Origin of the sequence: Actinoplanes awajinensis subsp. mycoplanecinus (assembly GCF_001509495.1) — a bacterium.
GTDB classification, from domain to species: domain Bacteria; phylum Actinomycetota; class Actinomycetes; order Mycobacteriales; family Micromonosporaceae; genus Actinoplanes; species Actinoplanes palleronii.
This window is the reverse complement of sequence record NZ_LLZH01000025.1, coordinates 89760-105091: the sequence shown is the minus strand read 5'-3', so window position 1 is coordinate 105091 and position 15332 is coordinate 89760. Positions and strand designations below refer to the sequence as shown.

12 protein-coding genes are annotated in these 15332 nt (G+C 71.4%); 11 read left to right on the top strand and 1 reads right to left on the bottom strand.

Annotated elements, in window-relative coordinates; translation table 11 throughout:
* Positions 1–853: 853 nt before the first annotated feature.
* The 7 genes from ADL15_RS06530 to gatA all read left to right on the top strand — a co-directional run bounded on the left by ADL15_RS06530 (position 854) and on the right by gatA (position 10522).
* On the top strand, positions 854–2029 hold the full coding sequence (locus tag ADL15_RS06530) for a cysteine desulfurase family protein (protein WP_067685721.1): 1176 nt from the start codon (positions 854–856) through the stop codon (positions 2027–2029).
* 9 nt (positions 2030–2038) lie between these two features.
* The gene (gene mnmA / locus ADL15_RS06525; RefSeq protein ID WP_067685720.1) at positions 2039–3127 is read left to right on the top strand and encodes a tRNA 2-thiouridine(34) synthase MnmA; all 1089 of its coding nucleotides are present in this window, start codon (positions 2039–2041) and stop codon (positions 3125–3127) included.
* Positions 3120–4115 carry a methionine synthase gene (locus ADL15_RS06520; RefSeq protein WP_067685719.1) on the top strand — a complete coding sequence of 332 codons (996 nt, stop codon included), beginning with the start codon at positions 3120–3122 and terminating at the stop codon, positions 4113–4115. The genes mnmA and ADL15_RS06520 overlap by 8 nt, the downstream gene beginning before the upstream one ends.
* An 18-nt stretch (positions 4116–4133) precedes the next feature.
* Positions 4134–6473, top strand: a complete 2340-nt coding sequence (ligA, locus tag ADL15_RS06515) for an NAD-dependent DNA ligase LigA (RefSeq protein ID WP_067685717.1) — start codon at positions 4134–4136, stop codon at positions 6471–6473.
* Positions 6474–6683: 210 nt separating this feature from the next.
* Entirely contained in the window at positions 6684–8708 is a 2025-nt protein-coding gene (locus ADL15_RS06510) for a putative bifunctional diguanylate cyclase/phosphodiesterase (RefSeq protein ID WP_067685715.1), read from the top strand.
* Positions 8709–8756: 48 nt separating this feature from the next.
* The gene (gene gatC / locus ADL15_RS06505; protein ID WP_067685713.1) at positions 8757–9056 is read left to right on the top strand and encodes an Asp-tRNA(Asn)/Glu-tRNA(Gln) amidotransferase subunit GatC; all 300 of its coding nucleotides are present in this window, start codon (positions 8757–8759) and stop codon (positions 9054–9056) included.
* Positions 9057–9058: 2 nt separating this feature from the next.
* A complete protein-coding gene (gene gatA, locus ADL15_RS06500) occupies positions 9059–10522 on the top strand; it encodes an Asp-tRNA(Asn)/Glu-tRNA(Gln) amidotransferase subunit GatA (protein ID WP_067685711.1) in 1464 nt (487 codons plus the stop codon).
* 48 nt (positions 10523–10570) lie between these two features.
* On the opposite strand, the gene ADL15_RS06495 is transcribed toward gatA, so the two are convergent.
* Positions 10571–11983, bottom strand: coding sequence for a M1 family metallopeptidase (locus ADL15_RS06495; protein WP_067685709.1), 1413 nt, complete (start codon positions 11981–11983; stop codon positions 10571–10573).
* Between the two features lie 128 nt (positions 11984–12111).
* On the opposite strand from ADL15_RS06495, the gene gatB reads away from it, so the two are divergent.
* The 4 genes from gatB (at position 12112) to ADL15_RS06475 (ending at position 15327) form a co-directional block, all read left to right on the top strand.
* Positions 12112–13608 (top strand): Asp-tRNA(Asn)/Glu-tRNA(Gln) amidotransferase subunit GatB, encoded by a 1497-nt coding sequence (gene gatB / locus ADL15_RS06490; protein WP_067685706.1) that lies wholly within the window; start codon positions 12112–12114, stop codon positions 13606–13608.
* 140 nt (positions 13609–13748) lie between these two features.
* On the top strand, positions 13749–14135 hold the full coding sequence (locus tag ADL15_RS06485) for a hypothetical protein (RefSeq protein WP_067685704.1): 387 nt from the start codon (positions 13749–13751) through the stop codon (positions 14133–14135).
* Positions 14132–14452: a type VII secretion target gene (locus ADL15_RS06480; RefSeq protein ID WP_067685702.1), complete on the top strand. Its 321-nt coding sequence runs from the start codon at positions 14132–14134 to the stop codon at positions 14450–14452. Before ADL15_RS06485 ends, ADL15_RS06480 begins: the two co-directional genes overlap by 4 nt.
* Positions 14449–15327, top strand: coding sequence for a WXG100 family type VII secretion target (locus ADL15_RS06475; protein ID WP_067685700.1), 879 nt, complete (start codon positions 14449–14451; stop codon positions 15325–15327). The genes ADL15_RS06480 and ADL15_RS06475 overlap by 4 nt, the downstream gene beginning before the upstream one ends.
* The last annotated feature ends 5 nt before the right edge of the window (positions 15328–15332 follow it).

The window sequence follows — 15332 nt, the reverse complement described above, 5'->3', positions numbered from 1 at the left end:
GCCGAAAGTCCCCACGCAAGCTTCACCCCCGCTGCGTGTGGAGTTGTGGTGCGCAGCGCGCCGAAGTCCCCACGCTCGTGCTTTCGCTCTGCTGTGTGTGGAGTTGTGGTGCGCAGCGCGCCGAAAGTCCCCACGCAGCGCCCCGCCGTCGGTCGGTCCTCTCCCGAGGATCCTCTCCCGGCGGTTGAAGGGGCCCTCATCGCCAGCTGGGCTCGACGCGGTTCAGGGCTGGTGGGTCTTGGGCCGCGATGTCCGTTGTCGCTCACGGCCGTGGCGCGTCGCCCGGTGTCCGGCTGGTGCTCAGGGTTGTCTCAAGCCCTTCGAGGCAACCCTCACCGCCAGCCGGCCGATGTCGGCTGGTGCTCAGGGTTGTCTCCCGGCGGTTGAAGGAGCCCTCATCGCCAGCCGGGTTCGACGCGGTTCGGTGCCGGCGGGCTTTCGGGCGTGATGTCCGCTGCTGCTCGCAGCTGCAGCCCCGCAGCCCCCGCAGCGCGCAACCCGGTATCCCGCCCTCCCTGGGGGCTCCCCCGCAAACAGTGTGGCGGGGAGGGGCGTGGGGGTGGTGGGGGGCTGTGGACAACTGTGGACGGTGGAGACCGGTGTTTCGGCGGCGGGGGTGTGACCTGGGGTTTCCGTGACCACCCGCGGACGTCGCCCCGGAGGGGTTCGCGTTCTGGGCGCGCCGGCGCCCTGCGAAGCCCGCAGGGGTCCCGGCGGGAGCGGCGATCTGTACCCCGGCGGACGCACGACATCGTTCTTGTGAATGTGATTTTGAATGGTTCCCGGCGTGAGTGAGTGAGACCGTTCCGACTGGCGCGGGGTCTTCCGGGGAACAGGTTCTAGAGTGGGAAAAATGGCCTACCTCGATCATGCGGCGACCACGCCGATGCTCCCCGTCGCGCTGGACGCCTACGTGGCCGCGGCGCGGGGGATCGGCAATCCGTCCTCCCTGCACGCGGCCGGGCGCGGCGCGCGCCGGCTGGTCGAGGAGTCACGGGAGCGGATCGCGGCGGTGATCGGAGCGCGGCCGTCCGAGGTGATCTTCACGGGTGGCGGGACCGAGGCGGACAACCTGGCCACCAAGGGGATCTTCTGGGCGCGGCGGGACGCCGATGCCGGCCGGGTGCGAGTGGTGGCCTCGGCGGTGGAGCATCACGCGGTGCTGGACGCGGTCGACTGGCTGGGCACGCACGAGGGCGCCGAGGTGACGCTGCTGCCGGTGGACGGTGCCGGGCGGGTGGACCCGGACGGGTTCGCCGAGCTGGTGCGGCGGCACGGCGAGCAGATCGCGGTGGTCAGCGTGCAGTGGGCGAACAACGAGGTCGGCACGGTGCAGCCGGTCGCGGAGCTCGCGGCGATCGCGGCGCGGGCGGGCATCCCGTTCCACACCGACGCGGTGCAGGCGGTCGGACAGGTGCCGGTGGACTTCGCGGAGAGCGGCGTGTCCGCGCTCACCCTGACCGGGCACAAGCTGGGCGGGCCGGTCGGTGTCGGTGCGCTGGTGCTGGGCCGGGACGTGAGCTGCACGCCGCTGCTGCACGGCGGTGGCCAGGAGCGCGACGTGCGGTCCGGGACGCTCGACACCCCGGGCGTGGTGGCGTTCGCGGCCGCCGTCGAGACGACCGTGCGGGCCCGCCTGGAATACGCGGACCGGGTCGCGGCGCTGCGCGACGAGCTGGTCCGGCGGGTGCTGGCGGCGATCCCGGACGCGATCGGCAACGGTGACCCGGAACACCGTCTGCCCGGCAACGCGCACTTCTCCTTCCCCGGCTGCGAGGGTGACGCGCTGCTGCTGCTCCTGGACGCCCAGGGGATCTACTGCTCGACGGGTTCGGCCTGCTCAGCGGGGGTGGCGCAGCCCAGCCACGTGCTGCTGGCGATGGGTGCGGACGACGCCCGGGCCCGGTCCTCGCTGCGGTTCTCGCTCGGCCACGACAGCACCGAGGCCGACCTGGACGCGCTGCTGGCGGCACTGCCCGGCGCGGTCGAGCGCGCCCGCCGGGCCGGTGCGTGGAAGACACCCAGATAGGCTTCGGTCATGCGAGTTCTTGCGGCCATGTCCGGCGGTGTCGACTCCGCGGTCGCCGCGGCCCGCGCCAAGGATGCCGGGCACGACGTCACCGGTGTGCACCTGGCGCTGGCGCGTAATCCACAGACCTATCGGACCGGCGCGCGGGGCTGCTGCACGCTGGAGGATTCCCGGGACGCCCGGCGGGCCGCCGACGTGATCGGCATCCCGTTCTACGTCTGGGACATGGCCGACGAGTTCCACGCGAGCGTCGTCGACGACTTCGTCGACGAGTATGCCGCCGGCCGCACGCCGAACCCCTGCCTGCGCTGCAACGAGAAGATCAAGTTCGAGGCGGTGCTGGACCGCGCGGTCGCGCTCGGCTTCGACGCCGTGGTCACCGGACACCATGCCCGGCTCGGCGCCGACGGTCTGCTGCGGCGCAGCGTCGACATGGCCAAGGATCAATCGTACGTACTGGCCGTGCTGACCCGCGCGCAACTGGACCGGGCGGTGTTCCCGCTCGGCGACTCGACCAAGGAGCGGGTCCGCGAGGAGGCCGCCGAGCGCGGTCTCGCCGTGGCGGACAAGCCCGACTCGCACGACATCTGCTTCATCGCCGACGGCGACACCCGGGGCTTCCTGGAGAAGCGGCTCGGCGCGGCCCCGGGCGACATCGTCGACGGCCGCACCGGGACGAAGCTGGGCACCCACAACGGCGCGTACGGCTACACGATCGGCCAGCGCAAGGGCCTTGACCTGCGGGTGCCCGCACCCGACGGCCGGCCGCGGTACGTGCTGTCGATCACTCCGGTGACGAACACCGTGACGGTCGGGCCGCGTGAGGACCTCGAGGTCGACACGGTCACCGCCGCCCGCCCGATCTGGCACGAGACGTCGGCCACGGTGGACTGCGAGGTGCAGTTGCGGGCACACGGCGAGGTGGTCCCGGCCTCGGTTGCCGTCACCTCGTCGGAGTTCGTCGCCACGCTGAAGTCGCCGGCTCGTGGTGTCGCCGCCGGTCAGGCCATCGTCGCCTATCGGCCCGACCCCGGCGGTGACATCGTGCTCGGCTCGGCGACCATCACGGCGGGCATCCGGGCGTCGGCTCATGCCTGACTTCCCGTGGCCGTCCGGCGCGGCCACCGGGATCGGCTCGCTGCCCGGCGAGGACATCGCCGAGGCCCAGCGGGTCGTCCTCGGTGAGCTGCCCGAGCTGCCGCACCTCCCGGAGCTGCCGGAACGCGGCGCGGGCGCGGACCTGATCGGCCGTGGCGCGGGTTTCCTGATCGACCTGCCGGTGCAGATCTACGCCGGCCGCTGGCAGATCGCCGGACGGCCCGGCAAGGACCTGAGGCGTACGTTCGACCTGCTGGAACGGGACCTGGACCAGCTCACCGAGCAGGCCGACCGGTTCACCGGCACCGTCAAGGTCCAGGCGGCCGGCCCGTGGACCCTGGCCGCGAACCTGGAGTTGCCGATCGGCGGCCGGATGCTGCGTGACCCGGGCGCCGTCCGGGACCTGACCGGCTCCCTCGCCGAAGGGCTGCGGCGGCACGTCGCCGACGTTCGCAAGCGGCTGCCCGGCGCGACAGTGCTGCTCCAACTGGACGAGCCGTCACTGCCCGCCGTGCTGGCCGGGCACGTGCCGACCGAGAGCGGGCTCAGCGCGTACCGGGCGGTGGACGGCCCGGACGCCGCTACCCACCTGCGCACCGTGGTCGAGGCGGTGGGCGCCCCGGTGGTGCTGCACTGCTGCGCGCCGGACCTGCCGCTGCAGGTGTTCCGGGACGCCTCGGCGACCGCGGTGGCCTTCGACCTCTCGCTGATCAAGGACCTGGACCCGCTGGGTGAGGCGATCGAGGCCGGTCTGGGCCTGTTCATCGGTGCCGCGCCGACCCGGCCGGTGGCCGGCCGCCGCCCGGAGTCGAAGCAGATCGCGGAACGGGTGCAGAAGCTGTGGGGGCGGCTCGGCTTCAAGCCGGCGCTGCTGCCGCAGCAGGTGGTGCTGACGCCGGCCTGCGGGCTGGCGGGGGCCTCGCCGGGATACGTGCGGGCGCTGCTCAAGGCGTGTCACGAGGCGGGCCGGCGGATCTCCGAGGTGTAGCCCCGGTTTTGTCAGGGGGTGCGACTAGCGTGCGTTCTAGGTTCGCACACACGGAGGTTTGCGGTGACTTCACCCAGCGCGTCGGCTGCCGCGCGGCACGCCGAGCTCGCCGACGAGATTCGTGATCATCAGTATCGGTATTACGTGCTCGACGCGCCGATCATCGCGGACGGGCAGTTCGACGTGCTGTTGCGGGAGCTGGAGGCGCTGGAGGAGGAGTTCCCGGTGCTGCGCACCCCGGACTCGCCGACGCAGAACGTGGGCGGCACGTTCTCCAGCGACTTCCCGACGGTCGAGCACGCCGAGCGGATGCTGTCGCTGGACAACGTCTTCACCTTCGACCAGCTGACCGACTGGGCGGAGAAGACGACGCGCGACGCCGGCGGCCCGGTGCAGTTCCTCTGCGAGCTCAAGGTCGACGGCCTGGCCATCAACCTGACCTACGAGAAGGGGCGCCTGGTCCGTGGCGCCGTTCGTGGTGACGGGCGCCGAGGCGACGACGTGACACCGAACGTGCGCACGCTCCGGGACATCCCGGAGCGGCTGACCGGCGACGATGTGCCCGACCTGCTCGAGGTGCGGGGTGAGATCTACTTCCCGGCCGAGGCGTTCGCCGACCTCAACGCGGCGCTCGGCGAGCAGGGCAAGCCGCTGTACGCGAACCCGCGGAACACCGCCGCGGGCAGCCTCCGGCAGAAAGATCCGCGGATCACCGCGTCCCGGGGACTGCGGATGGTGGTGCACGGCATCGGTGCCCGGGAGGGCTTCACCCCCACGTCCCAGTCGCACGCCTACGAGTCGCTGAAGGCCTGGGGCCTGCCCACCAGCACGCGGTGGAAACTCGTCGACGACGTGGCCGGGGTCCGGCAGTTCATCGAGTACTACGGCGAGCATCGGCACGACGTCGAGCACGAGATCGACGGTGTGGTGATCAAGGTCGACTCGGTGGCGATCCAGGGCCGGCTCGGGTCGACCAGCCGGGCGCCGCGCTGGGCGATCGCGTTCAAGTACCCGCCGGAAGAGGTCACCACCGAGCTGCTGGACATCGCGGTGAACGTCGGCCGCACCGGCCGGGTGACGCCGTATGCCGTGTTGAAGCCGGTGCAGGTGGCCGGTTCCGTGGTCGCCCAGGCCACCCTGCACAACGCGCAAGAGGTGGTCCGCAAGGGTGTGCTGATCGGCGACACCGTGGTGCTGCGCAAAGCCGGTGACGTGATCCCGGAGATCCTCGGCCCGGTGATGGATCTGCGTCCGGACGACGCCCGTCCGTTCGTGATGCCCACCGAGTGCCCGGACTGCGGCACGACGCTGGCGGCGGCCAAGGAGGGCGACGTCGACATCCGCTGTCCCAACAGCGAGTCCTGCCCGGGTCAGCTGCGCGAGCGGTTGAGTTCGCTGGGCAGCCGGGCGGTGCTGGACATCGAGGTGTTCGGCGAGAAGGCGGCGCGGGCCCTGCTCGACTCGGGGGTGCTGCACAACGAGGGTGACCTGTTCGCGCTGACCGAGGACGACCTCCGGCGGGTGCCGTTCTTCGTCAACCAGGACGGCAACCTCGGCACCAACGCCGGAAAGATGCTGCAGAGTCTCGAAGAGGCGAAGTCCCGGCCGTTCGCCCGGGTGCTGATCGCGCTGTCGATCCGGCACGTCGGGCCGACGGCGGCGGAGGCGCTGGCCCGGGAGTACGGGTCGATGACCGCGCTGGAGGAGGTGCTGGCCCGGACGGCGGCGCAGCCGGAGGTGGTGGCGGCCACGGCGGAGGCGGCAGCGGTCTCGGAGTCCGCCGGTGAGGCGCCGCCGGATTCGGATTCTGCCTCGGAGACGGCTTCGGCTTCGGGTGAAGCGGCTTCGGCCGAGGTGGCCTCGCCTGCGGAGGTCGAGCGGGTCAAGCGGAAGGCCAAGGCCGTCGATCCGCTGGCGGCGGTCGACGGGGTCGGGCCGATCATCGCGGACAGCCTTCGGGAGTGGTTCACCGTGCCGTGGCACCGGGAGATCATCCGTAAGTGGCGCGAGGCCGGCGTGACGATGGCCGACGAGCGGGTCGAGAGCGGGCCGCGTCCGCTGGAGGGCCTGTCCGTGGTGGTCACCGGCACCCTCGCCGGTTTCACCCGGGACCAGGCGGCCGAGGCGGTCACCTCGCGGGGCGGCAAGGTGAGCGGCTCGGTGTCGAAGAAGACCGGCTTCGTGGTGGTCGGCGACAACCCGGGCAGCAAATACGACAAGGCGGTCAGCCTGAAGGTGCCGGTGCTCGACGAGACCGGCTTCGGGGTCCTGCTCGCCGAGGGCCCGGACGCGGCTCGGGCGGTGGCGGAGGGCGCGACCGCCGCACCGACCGGCGCCGCGTCCGGCGACCCGGAGTGAACCCCCGGGCCGACGTCCCGGCCGGCGATCCGGCCTGAGAACGGGCTGGGCGACCCCGATCGTGGGCGCCCGGCCCGTCACGCGCATGGGTGAATTGTGCGTTTGGAGGCTTATGCCGATTTGATAACAGGTAGGCGCTTTGGTGGTAAACGCACCATGTGGATCTATCGTGTAGACGATCGGTGATCGAAGCCATCGTGGAGGTCGTATATGGATGCCGCACGTCCGCGTACGGCTGCCTCCGCCTCCCGGCGGCGCCGCGCGCTGCTGATCACCACGGGACTGTCCCTGGCGGCCGGCCTGCTGCTCTGGGGCACCGACCCCGGCGCGTTCCGCACCCTGCCCCCGGCCTACTGGATCATGGCGGCGCTCGCGGTGGTGGCCGACGCCCGGCCGCACCCGTTGCCCGGTCACCGGGTCAGCCGGGTGATCCTGCCGTCCATCTGCTTCACCTTCGCCATCGTGCTGGCCTGGGGGTTCGCCCCGGCGCTGACCGTGCAGCTGATCGCGGTGACGGTCGCCGGCGTACGCATGCGGCATTCGGTCCTGCGCTCCGTGCACCTCGCGCTGCAGCACATCGCGGGACTGGGCGCCGCCGCGCTGGTGGCCGAGCTGGCGAACTGGCGGATCGCGCTCCGGCCGGACCTCCGCGACGCGGCGCTGACCTGCGCCGCGGCCGCCGCCTGGATCGCCGCCCGGTACGCGGTGGCCGCCGTGGCCCGGCGCTGCACCTCGGAACGGCGCACCCGCCCCCGGCGCCGCGCCCGTGCCGACCTGTTCGGCACCGCCGCGCTCCTGTCGCTGGCCCCGCTCCTGCTGCTCGCCGCCCAGATCAGCCCGGCCCTGCTGCCGATGTCGCTGCTGGCCGTGCACGCGGTGCAGCGGATGGTCCGCTGGGCCGGCGAGTCCGAGCGGGCCGGCCGGGTCGACGCGCTCACCGGCCTGCCGAACCGCCGCGCCCTGCAGGCCACCATGTCCGAGCGCGGCCCGGACCGGCAGCGCGCCCTGCTCCTGCTCGACCTGGACCGGTTCCGCACGGTCAACGACGCGCTCGGCCACGGCGCCGGCGACCGGCTGCTGGCCCGGGTCGCCGACCGGCTCGCCGCCGCGGTGCCCCGGCACGACCTGGTGGTCCGGCTCGGCGGCGACGAGTTCGCGGTGCTCGCCACCCGGGTCGAGGGCGCCGCGTCGGCCCGGCGGATCGCCGAGCACCTGACCGAGGCGCTGAGCCTGCCGTTCCCGATGGACGGCACCCCGGTCGAGGTGACCGCCTCGATCGGGATCGCGCTGCAGTCCGGCCGCCGCGACGGCGCCACCCTGCTGCGCGAGGCCGAGTCCGCGATGTACGAGGCGAAGCAGCGCGGCGACCAGGTCGCGGTGCACGGCCCGGACGCACCGCACGCCTCACCGGACCGGCTGGCCCTGCTCGCCGACCTGCGGGCCGCGCTGCGCCGGGACCCGGCCGACGACGGGATAGTGCTCTATTACCAGCCGCAGATCGCCATCGCGACCGGCGAGGTGGTCGGCGTGGAGGCGCTGCTGCGCTGGAAGCACCCGAAGCGCGGCCTGGTCGGCCCGGAGGAGCTGCTCCGGGTGGCCGAGCCGACCCCGGTGATGCGGCTGCTCACCGCCAGGGTGCTGGACGAGGTGGTGGCCCAGCTCGCGGCGTGGCGTACGGCGGAGACGCCGCTGCGCGCCGCGGTCAACGTGAGCGCCCGCGACCTGCACGCCGGTGACGTCGCCGACCGGGTCGCCCGGCTGCTGCGCGAGCACGAGGTGCCGTCCGACCTGCTTCAACTGGAGATCACCGAGAGCGCGCTGATGGCCGACCCGCACCGGGTGCTGGACACCATCACCCGGCTGGACCGGATGGGCGTGGCGATCTCGCTGGACGACTTCGGCACCGGGTACTCCTCGCTGCAGCACCTGCGGCGGCTGCCGCTCTCCGAGGTGAAGATCGACAGGTCGTTCGTGCTGGGCATGGCCGAGGACCGCGGTGACGCCGCGATCGTCCGCTCGGTGATCGGGCTGGCCGACTCGTTGGGCCTGCGTGCGGTGGCCGAGGGGGTCGAGGACGAGGTCACCTGGCGGCTGCTCGCGGCGGCCGGATGCCACGCCGCGCAGGGCTGGTTCCACGCCCGGCCGATGCCGGCCGCCGAACTGGCCGAGTGGCTGGGCCGCTACCGGCCGGTACGGCCAGGGGTTCTGCGCGGGCCGTGGATCCCGGCGAAATAGACTCGGTGACGGCACGCACGCAGTCGATGAAATTATGAGGGAGCAACGATGGCCGCCATCTCCCGCGAAGAGGTAGCGCATCTGGCGCGCCTGTCGCGGCTCGCCGTGACCGAAGAGGAACTCGACCGTTTCGCGGGACAGCTCGACGTGATCCTGCAGTCGGTCGCGCGTATCGGTGAGGTGGCGGCGGACGACGTCCCGCCGACCTCGCACTCGGTCCCGCTGACCAACGTGTACCGCGACGACGTTCCCCAGCCGAGCCTGACGCACGAGGAGGCGCTCTCCGGCGCTCCGGACGCGTACGAGGGCCGGTTCCGGGTGCCGCGCATCCTGGACGAGGAGGACTGATCGTGAGCGACCTGACCAGGATGACGGCGGCGTCACTCAGCGCGCTGATCGCGAAGCGCGAGGTGTCGGCGGTCGAGGTGACCACCGCGCACCTCGACCGGATCGCCGCGGTTGACGAGCGCGTGCACGCGTTCCTGCACGTGGACCGCGAGGGTGCGCTCGCGGCCGCCAAGCGGGTCGACGACGGCGAGATCACCGGCCCGCTGGCCGGGGTGCCGATCGCGGTCAAGGACGTGGTGACCACCAAGGGCATCCCGACCACCGCGGCGTCGAAGATCCTCGAGGGGTGGAAGCCGCCGTACGACGCGACCATCGTCGAGCGTCTCAAGCAGGCCGGCCTGCCGATCCTCGGCAAGACCAACATGGACGAGTTCGCGATGGGCTCCTCCACGGAGTACAGCGCGTACGGCCCGACGAACAACCCGTGGGACCTGGGCCGCATCCCGGGTGGCTCGGGCGGTGGCTCGGCCGCGGCCCTGGCGGCGTACGAGGCTCCGCTGGCCATCGGCACCGACACCGGTGGCTCGATCCGGCAGCCGGGCGCGGTCACCGGCACGGTCGGCGCGAAGCCGACCTACGGCGGCACCTCCCGGTACGGCCTGATCGCGTTCTCCTCCTCGCTGGACACCCCGGGCCCGTGCGGCCGGACCGTCGAGGACACCGCGCTGCTGCACGCGGTGATCGCCGGCCACGACCCGCGGGACTCCACGTCGATCCCGAGCCCGGTGCCGGACGTCGTCGCGGCCGCCCGCCGTGGCCTGCAGGGTGACCTGACCGGCGTGAAGCTCGGCCTGGTCAAGGAGTTCACCGGCGACGGCTCCGAGCCGGGTGTGCTGGCCGCCTTCCAGGAGTCGCTCGAGGCGCTGGTCAAGCTGGGCGCCGAGGTCGTCGAGGTGTCCTGCCCGAACTTCCAGTACGCCCTCCCGGCGTACTACCTGATCGCCCCGAGCGAGGCGTCCTCGAACCTGGCCCGCTTCGACGGCGTCCGGTACGGCCTGCGCTCCGGCGACGACGGCAGCCGCTCGCTCGAGGAGGTCATGTCGCTGACCCGGGACGAGGGCTTCGGCCCCGAGGTCAAGCGCCGGATCATTCTGGGTACGTACGCGCTGTCCAGCGGGTACTACGACGCGTACTACGGCCAGGCGCAGAAGGTCCGGACCCTGATCACCCGGGACTTCGAGGCCGCGTTCGCGAAGGTGGACGTGCTGGTCTCGCCGACCACGCCGTTCGTGGCCTTCCCGTTCGGGTCGCGCACCTCGGACCCGTACCAGATGTACCTCGCCGACCTGTTCACCATCCCGACGAACCTCTACGGCGGCCCGGCCATCTCGGTCCCGTGCGGGCTCTCCGAGGGCCTGCCGGTCGGCTTCCAGATCATGGCACCGACCCTCGCCGACGACCGGATGTACCGGGTCGCCGGCGCCCTGGAGTCGGCCCTGGGCACGCTGACCCCGCCCGTACTCTGATCGGGTTGTGAAAGGCGCCGGCGCGGCCACCTGGTCGCGCCGGCGCCGTCATGCCGGGGTGGTGGGGGAGTCCAGCCAGGCGTTGATCAGCTCGCTGAAGTCCGTGCCGGTCCGTGCCTCGACGAACGTGATGAACGCGGCACGGTCCTGGTTCGTGTTCCTGTGCTCGGCGACCCAGGCCGTCATCAGCGCGAAGAACTCCGTGTCGCCGAGGGCGTCGTTCAGTTCCTTGAGCATCGCGGCGCCGCAGACGTAGACGTTGCTCTCGGCGAAGTTGGCGGCTTTCGGCTTGCCCGGCGGGCCGACCGACTTGCGCAGCTGGGCGTCGCGTCCGCGGAGGAACGTCTCCAGGGCGGCGTCGCTGAACCCGTCGATTTCCTGCTCGTAGAGGTACTGCATGTACTGGGCGAAGCCCTCGTTGAGCCACAGGTCGGTCCAGGTGCTCGGGGTGACCGCGTCGCCGAACCACTGGTGGGCGTACTCGTGGACCAGGGTCTGTTCGAACCAGCGCCGGGTGTCCTCGCTCCACGAGCCGCCGGGCCGGCCCAGGCTCAGCATCTGCTGGGTCTCCATCGCCGAGATCGAGCCGTTGACCAGGGCGCCGGCCGTCTCGAACGGGTACCTGCCGAGTTTGCTCTCCAGCCAGGTCAGCATCTTCGGCGACTTCTTCAGCTCGGTCAGGAGCTTGTCGTCGGTCTCCGGGACCACCCAGTAGGTGAGCGGGAGCCCGTGCGGGCCGGTCGCGGTGACCTTCTGATATCTGTCCACGGCGAGGGTGGTCAGGTAGGTGGCCACCGGGTCGGCCGAGGTGTACCGGTAGGTGGTGCCGTCCACCGGGCCCGGTGTGCCGCTCGCCACCGCGGCCCAGCCCTCGGGGACGGTGACCGCGATGTCGTACAGCGCCTCGTCGGAGATCAGCTCGTTGGCCGGGTACCAGGTCAGCGCGCCCCACGGCTCCTGCATGGTCCACAGGCCACCGCCCTTCGCCGGCCGCAGGCCCACGCCCTCCTTGGCGTCACCACGGCGCGACGGGTACGACACCGGCTCCGGCGTGCCGTGGTACCCGACGACGAGGGTCACCGGCCGGTCGGCGACGAGGGTCGCGGGCACTGTCAGTTTCTGATCAGCGAGCGTGCCGGTGGCCGGCGCGTCGTCGACGGTCACCGTGTCGACGGCCAGGTTCGCGAAGTCCAGCACGATCGACGAGGCCGCGACGACGGGGCGGACGCGCAGCGTGGCGACGCCGGTGAGCACCTTCGAGGCGGGCTGCCAGTCGAGCTTCAGGTCGTAGTGCAGAACGTCCAGGCCGGGGTTGCCGTGCTCGGGATACAGCGTGTCGGCGACCGGGGTGGACAGGCCGCCCCGCCAGGCATCAGTGGCCGTGGAGGGCGCCGGCCTGCTCGTGCAGCCGGCGCACAGAACCGTCGCGGCGAGGGCCACGACGGCGAGATGACGGTCCATGCCCGCGACGCTATCGGGAAGATCGTCGCGGCGCGGGGAGTAAACCCGGCGACGCGGCGTCATACCGGGCGACTAGGCTGGTCGTCTGTCCGAATACCCGATGCCGCAGTGAGCCGGAGCCGAAGCACATGACCACCATCGCGCTGCCGTCCTACGACGACGCCATCAGTCGCTACGAGCCGGTCATCGGCCTGGAGACGCACGTCGAGCTGGGCACCAAGACCAAGATGTTCTGCGGTTGCAAGACCGACTTCGGCGCCGAGCCGAACACCCAGGTCTGCCCGGTCTGCCTGGCGCTGCCCGGCGCCCTGCCGGTCGCCAACCGCGCCGGCATCGAGGCGACCATCCGGATCGGCCTCGCGCTGAACTGCAGCATCGCCGAGTGGTGCCGGATGGCCCGGAAGAACTACTTCTACCCGGACATGCCGAAGAACTTCCAGACCTCCCAGTACGACGAGCCGCTCTGCGTCGACGGCTACGTCGACGTCACCGTGGACGGCAAGGAGTACCGGATCGGCATCGAGCGGGTGCACCTGGAGGAGGACACCGGCAAGACGCTGCACGTCGGCGGCGCCACCGGTCGCATCCACGGCGCCACCGAGTCGCTCGTCGACTACAACCGGGCCGGCATCCCGCTCGTCGAGATCGTCACCAAGCCGGTCCCCGGCCTGGGCGCGCTCGCCCCGGAGATCGCCAAGGCGTATGTCGCCGAGCTGCGCGACATCATCCGCGCGCTGGACGTCTCCGACGTGCGCATGGAGCAGGGCTCGATGCGCTGCGACGTGAACACCTCGCTGAACCTGCCCGGCGAGGAGTGGGGCACCCGCACCGAGACCAAGAACGTCAACTCGCTCCGCTCGGTCGAGCGCGCGGTCCGTTCCGAGGTCATCCGCCAGGCCGGTCTGCTCAACGAGGGCGTCCGGATCTTCCAGGAGACCCGGCACTTCCAGGAGACCACCGGCGACACCCGTCCGGGCCGCTCCAAGGAGACCGCGACCGACTACCGCTACTTCCCCGAGCCCGACCTGGTCCCGATCGCGCCCGACCCGGCCTGGGTCGCCGAGCTGAAGGCGGCGCTCCCGGAGAAGCCGAGCGTGAAGCGGGCCCGCCTCCGCGAGGAGTGGGGGATGACCGAGCTCGACATGCAGTCGGCGACGAACGCCGGTGCCGTCGAGCTGATCGAGGAGACCATCGCCGCGGGCGCGACCCCGGCCGGCGCTCGTAAGTGGTGGCTGGGCGAGCTGGCCCGCCGCGCCAACGAGCTGGGCGTCGAGCTGTCCGAGGTGGGCGCCACCCCGGCACACGTCGCGGCCCTGCAGAAGCTGGTCGACGGCGGCAAGCTGAACGACAAGCTGGCCCGCCAGGTCCTGGAGGGCGTGGTGGCCGGCGAGGGTGACCCGGCAACGGTGATGGCGGCCCGCGGGCTCGGCGTGGTCTCCGACACCGGCGCGCTGCAGACCGCTGTCGACGAGGCCATCGCCGCCAACCCGGACATCGCCGCGAAGATCCGCGACGGCAAGGTGGCCGCCGCCGGTGCGCTGGTGGGCGCGGTCATGAAGACCACGCGAGGCCAGGCCGACGCCAAGACCGTCCGCGACCTCATCCTGTCCCGCCTCGGCGCCTGATTTTTCCGTACGACCATTCGCCCGGCCCGGTGTCAACCGGAGCCGGGCGATCGTCGTCATGTCACGGATCGGACCGGGGTGGCCCGTGCCCTGTCCGAATGTGAATACTGGCCGGGGCCTGAATACCGGGGGAGACGACTATGGTCAGCGATGCGACGCAGGAGTGGTTCAGCAAGCTGGTGAGTGACACCCAGCAACGGCTGGGCGCGCTGAGCAGCCTTCAGGACGACCCGGAACGCTTCCTGGGGCGGTCCGAGCAGGACGGTGTCACCGCGGTCGTGGCTCCGGGTGGGAACATCGTCGATCTGACGCTGAGCCGGAACTCTCTGCTGCTCGGCCCAGAGGAACTGGCCGCCACCATTCTGCGGACCCAACGGGAAGCGGCCCGACGAGCGGACACGGAGTACGCGGGTGCGGTTCAGGCCGCGGTCGGTGGCGAGTTCGACGTGAACGCGATCCTGGCGTCTCGACTCGATCCGGACGGTCTGCGCACGGCCGCTGAGGGACTGGCGGGATCCGGCCGATGAGCGGAGAGCCACTGCATGTCGAGACCGACCGGCTGCGGGCTTCTCGGGACCTGCAGACCCGGATGGCGGACCTGGCCTCGGAGCTGGCCTGCGGGGTGCGCGGTGCGGCGACGGCCGGTGACGCGTTCGGCAAGCTCGGTGGCGACGCGGAGGCGTCCTACCGGGCCTGGGTGGAGAAGGAAGCCACCGGGCTGGAGGAACTGACTCGGATGCTCAGCGACGTGGCCGCCGGACTGGAGTTCTGCGCCGAGCAGTACGACGGTGTGGACACATACAACGCCGAGGAGATGACCGGCCTGCAGGGGAGACTGCCATGACCGGCAAGGACATCGCCGAGGGTTTCCAGAACACCCGGGACGCCGTCAGCAATGTGACCACCCCGATGAGTCAGGGCGTCAACACGGTCCTCGACGCGGTGCTGTATCCGTTCGTGGCTCCGTTGCTGGAACTCCTGGAGTTGGTTGCCGGGGATCCGGACCAATTGGAGCAGCACGCCGCCACTTGGACGACTGCCGCTCAGTCGGTCAAGGAGATGGCCGGTCAGCAGCGTACCGACCTGGCGTCGCTGAGGGCCGAGTGGACGGGCTCGGCCGCCGACGCGTACGCCGCGCGGATCAACCAACTGGTGGAGGGCCTGGACGCGGCCGCGCTCGACATGCTGAACACCGCCGATGGCCTGCGCGACCGTGCCATGGACCTGCGCAACATCGAAGAGGTGATCAAGGAGATCATCCGGGAGCTCGTCGAGTGGCTGATCATCCAGGAGATCGCCAAGCATGCACTCGCCGCCTTCACCGCTGGAGTCTCCGAGGGCGTGATCACGGCGTCCGAGATGGCCACGGCAGCTGTCGAAGCCGCCAGGGCCGGCAAATATGTCCTGGCGCTCCGCAAGATCCTGGTGTCGTATCGGATATACATCGAGGGCCTCAAGGCGGCCGGAGGCATGTCCAAGGTCGCCGCTTGGACGTTCGACAAACTGTATGGCCCCAAACATTGGCTGAAGACCGGGCTCAAACTCGTCACCGGCCTCGACGGCTCCATCATCGGCCAACCCCTGCAGGCCGCCGAGGACCTCGTCATGGACGCCGCCGCCGACGAGTACGACGACCGGCGCAGCGGTATCGACGGCGACGGCGGTTTCCGCAGCACGGTCAGCGAGTACGTCGATCCCGTCGCGGACCGGGTGCCGTGACCGCC

Coding starts and splice junctions, on each gene's coding strand:
- ADL15_RS06485 (WP_067685704.1), top strand. CDS start 13,749: ATGGTCAGCGATGCGACGCAGGAGTGGTTCAGCAAGCTGGTGAGTGAC.
- ADL15_RS06510 (WP_067685715.1), top strand. CDS start 6,684: ATGGATGCCGCACGTCCGCGTACGGCTGCCTCCGCCTCCCGGCGGCGC.
- ADL15_RS06495 (WP_067685709.1), bottom strand. CDS start 11,983: ATGGACCGTCATCTCGCCGTCGTGGCCCTCGCCGCGACGGTTCTGTGC.
- gatC (WP_067685713.1), top strand. CDS start 8,757: ATGGCCGCCATCTCCCGCGAAGAGGTAGCGCATCTGGCGCGCCTGTCG.
- ADL15_RS06520 (WP_067685719.1), top strand. CDS start 3,120: ATGCCTGACTTCCCGTGGCCGTCCGGCGCGGCCACCGGGATCGGCTCG.
- gatB (WP_067685706.1), top strand. CDS start 12,112: ATGACCACCATCGCGCTGCCGTCCTACGACGACGCCATCAGTCGCTAC.
- ADL15_RS06530 (WP_067685721.1), top strand. CDS start 854: ATGGCCTACCTCGATCATGCGGCGACCACGCCGATGCTCCCCGTCGCG.
- mnmA (WP_067685720.1), top strand. CDS start 2,039: ATGCGAGTTCTTGCGGCCATGTCCGGCGGTGTCGACTCCGCGGTCGCC.
- ADL15_RS06475 (WP_067685700.1), top strand. CDS start 14,449: ATGACCGGCAAGGACATCGCCGAGGGTTTCCAGAACACCCGGGACGCC.
- ADL15_RS06480 (WP_067685702.1), top strand. CDS start 14,132: ATGAGCGGAGAGCCACTGCATGTCGAGACCGACCGGCTGCGGGCTTCT.